At 44.1% G+C, this 3,282-nt stretch carries 2 protein-coding genes and 1 pseudogene; all 3 read right to left on the bottom strand.

Translation table 11 applies throughout. The annotated features are described in order from the left end of the window. A partial coding sequence (locus C5684_RS07740) for a putative barnase/colicin E5 family endoribonuclease (protein WP_456152207.1) occupies positions 1-1,621 on the bottom strand: 1,621 nt, incomplete at its 3' end. A 73-nt stretch (positions 1,622-1,694) separates the two neighbouring features. Next, the gene (locus C5684_RS07745; protein ID WP_104639945.1) at positions 1,695-2,759 is read right to left on the bottom strand and encodes a PBECR3 domain-containing polyvalent protein; all 1,065 of its coding nucleotides are present in this window, start codon (positions 2,757-2,759) and stop codon (positions 1,695-1,697) included. After that, positions 2,737-3,282, bottom strand: a pseudogene (locus C5684_RS07750) (hypothetical protein); the annotation flags it as partial. The gene C5684_RS07745 and the pseudogene C5684_RS07750, both read right to left, overlap by 23 nt.

The raw sequence follows: 3,282 nt of genomic DNA on the forward strand, positions 1-3,282 counted from the left end.
TTGTTTGGGGGGTTGTGGTAGAATCAGTTTGGTTGGGTAAGAGAACATCATCCTTTGTTTGAGGCTCTGACACCGACTTACCCGTAAAGCCCACATCGTCTCCCGTCTGTGGGTTCTCCAACTCCTTAAACCTATCCTTGCTTCTCCTATCCCTAAAGCTTGTTAGCACAAATTTATTATCTCCCCTCTTGCCTAAAACAATCATATCTGTAGGTGTTACTAACTCGATTTTATCCTCTATTTCTCGCCAAAATTTAGCCTCTTGTAGCATTCTGGGTAAATCATTGACAAACTCTAAAGCCTGTTGCTCCCCGTATTGCTGTGTCCTTCTCTCTAAGATATGGGCTAACCCTTTTTTAGAATCCCCCCACACCAAATCAATATAACCCAAATCCTCCCGATAAAAAGCCCCTGCTACCTGTCCTCTTTGCTCTTTTAAAAGTTTAGCCACCGCTTGTGCGCCTTTACCCTCAAATTCTTTAAAATGTTCCCCAAAAGCGGGGTTAGGTTCAATTTTAGAGGGGGGAACTTTTAAATCCTCCACAATGTGCATGTGGCTAAATTGCAAAGTGTGGGGTTCTTTGTAGGTTTCGCTAATGTGTAGAGTCTTGCCATTTTCTAAGGGTTTGCTATAGTGCAGTTCATCGCCAAAAATGGTGCGTTTGGCTGTGGGTAAATGGCTGGTATAATTGAGCACTTCCTCTAAGCTAAAGCCATTGTCCATAGCGTTTTTGAGCTCAGGGGCTCTGATTTGGCGTTCCAAGTTGGGGGCATCAAAAAGGGCTTTGAGCGTGTCTAATTCGGGGTTTTTGAGCGTGCCTAGATTAAGAACATCGCTCTGCTTAGGGTTGCTTAAATCCCACTGACTGGCTTGATTTTTAAGTTCTGGGGTGGTAAATTCCGCAGTTGGTAGCCCACTCGGTGTTAAAGCACCTTGCTCATTAGCAAGCCTACCCGGCGGAATGAAAGAGTGGATAATGTCCGCATCTCTTATTTGTTTTTGCAAGTAGCTTATTTGTCTAACTGGTAAACCTGTAATGAGGGTTTCGTTGTTATCAGCTGTAATTAATAGATATTTTAAGGTCTTGCCTTTTTCATCCTTGAAAGCTTTGATATATTTTTTTCTTACAGGGTCATTAAAGACGAGTTCAATATTGGGACTTTTGAGTGTTGGCTCCACAAGGTTAAGGTAAGCCAAACGGCTTTGTCCATCTTTTTTCTCGGCCAAATGCTCAATAAACCTCTTATGATTTTTAACGCCCTCTAATGTCTTTAAAAACCCCTCTACATCTAAACTTGCAGGTATAGGCGTGGCTGACGCGCTCAAATCAAGGTTTTTAATGAATACTTCTTTGTCCTCTTGTTTTTCAATGACCACATAGGGTCTAGTTTCTCCACCACTCCCACTCCCATTCCCCTCTTTGCCCATATGTCCATCATTGCCTTTGGGGGGTTTATTATTCCCCTCACCACTAATGGGCGTGTCTTTAGGGTTAGCTATCCCTCCTCCTCCACCTCCACTAGGTGGTGGGTCATCAGGGGGTAATCCCCCCTCAAGTTCTCTAATCAAGGCTTTAGTGGCGTTATTTTTTAATTTGAGATTAAGCATTTGTTTAAGCACATATTAAATATTCTTTTTATAGTATCCTTGCTGGGTGCACACGATACGTCTAAGTGGCACTAGTTCTTTGCAACTAGGGGGCGACGCTATCTTTGGATAGTCGTATTTGCGCACCATCTTTAAAAATCGAATCCATTTCTAATTTACCGTTTCCTTTATACATAGTCTTTAACTTTAGCGTGTTGTTCTTTTGGCTGATAATTTCCACAGCAATAAAATACCCATTAACTTGTTTGCCAATGACTAGAGCCTTTTGATGGTCCTTAGTATCTTCTATGCGCATTAAATCAGCGTTGTTGATAATCTGCGGATAAGTGGCTATATCCTCCCTTGTTATGGCAGGTTGCCCGCTACTCTTGACTAAAGGTGCATTCAACCCATGCCTTTTCTCAATGTGCTTCAAAGCATTCCCATCAAAGAGCATTTTCACGGGTCTATCAGGTTCTAACCCCAAATGCTCCAAAATTTGGGGGTTAGTCAAGTCCCCCACCCAAATCTTGGCATTAGTTTCTTTCACCCTCTCTAAGAGTTCTTGGGTGATCTCCTCAGGTCTAGCTCTTCTTAAAGGCTTGCTAGGGTCTAATAGATCATCACTGCTTGGGGGGTTACCTCCTGCACCATCACCACTCCCATCCCCTGATTTCCCCCCATTCCCCTCCTTGCCCATGTGCTCATCATTGCCCTTAGGGGGTTTATTGCCCCCACCACTAATGGGCGTGTCTTTAGGGCTAGCTATCCCTCCTCCACCACCTCCACTAGGTGGTGGGTCATCAGGGGGTAATCCCCCCTCAATCTCTCTAATCAAGGCTTTAGTGGCGTTATCAAAGTCTTGTCGTTGGACTAGGTGGTTAAGCTGGATTTTAAAGTCCTGCACACTGGCGGACTTGTTTAAGGCGGCTTTGATGTGGTAGCGCAGTGCGGCAGCACTCACCTTAGAGTTAATGCCCTTAAAAAAGGGGACAAAGGGCATCGTTCTAACCATCAGAGCAAAGGCAAATTTGGTGATTTGGTATTGCATAGCACCCCAGACACTGGTGGCAATAGAACTGCCCACATGCTCACCTGTGGTGCTTTTTAAAGCTTTGGCTAGCTTGGCATCTTGGTTGAAAAGCTGGTTAAACCCGTTGTGCAATCTCAATAAAATCCTGTGCGGCTTTGCTTTGGAAAGTGCCCGCTTTCAAGGTGTCCAAGTGTTTAAAAAAGGCTTGGCTATCAAAGACTTTGAGCCCCTCTAGTTGGTGCAAAGAGGTGGCAAAGAGTCTCTCAAGCATATTGAGCTCTAAGACCTCTCTATTAGCTGGGCTTAATCCCTTAGTGATACGGCTGAGATTGTCTAACCCCTCAGCTCCTTGCCCTTGTGTGTATTTGATTAAAGCATCTAATGCCCTTTGCTCGCTTCTAGCCACATCTCTAAGTTTTAAGCTGCCCTTGTCAATGATTTTAAGGGTTTGTTTCATTGTGGCGTAATCTTTTAGGGCGGTGTTAAAGAGCTCTTGGTATTTGTGCCCTAACTCTGGGGGTAATTGCTTGAAAAGCTGGCTGATGCCCTCTTGGATGTCATTGCGGATAATATTGTCGCTGAGTTTGCGGATATGATCTTTAAGCGTGGGATTAGGGGTGTTTTTGTAATAACTATTGAGCGTTTTAAGGGCGTTATTAAG

It is taken from the genome of Helicobacter bizzozeronii (assembly GCF_900196775.1).
Classification (GTDB): domain Bacteria; phylum Campylobacterota; class Campylobacteria; order Campylobacterales; family Helicobacteraceae; genus Helicobacter; species Helicobacter bizzozeronii.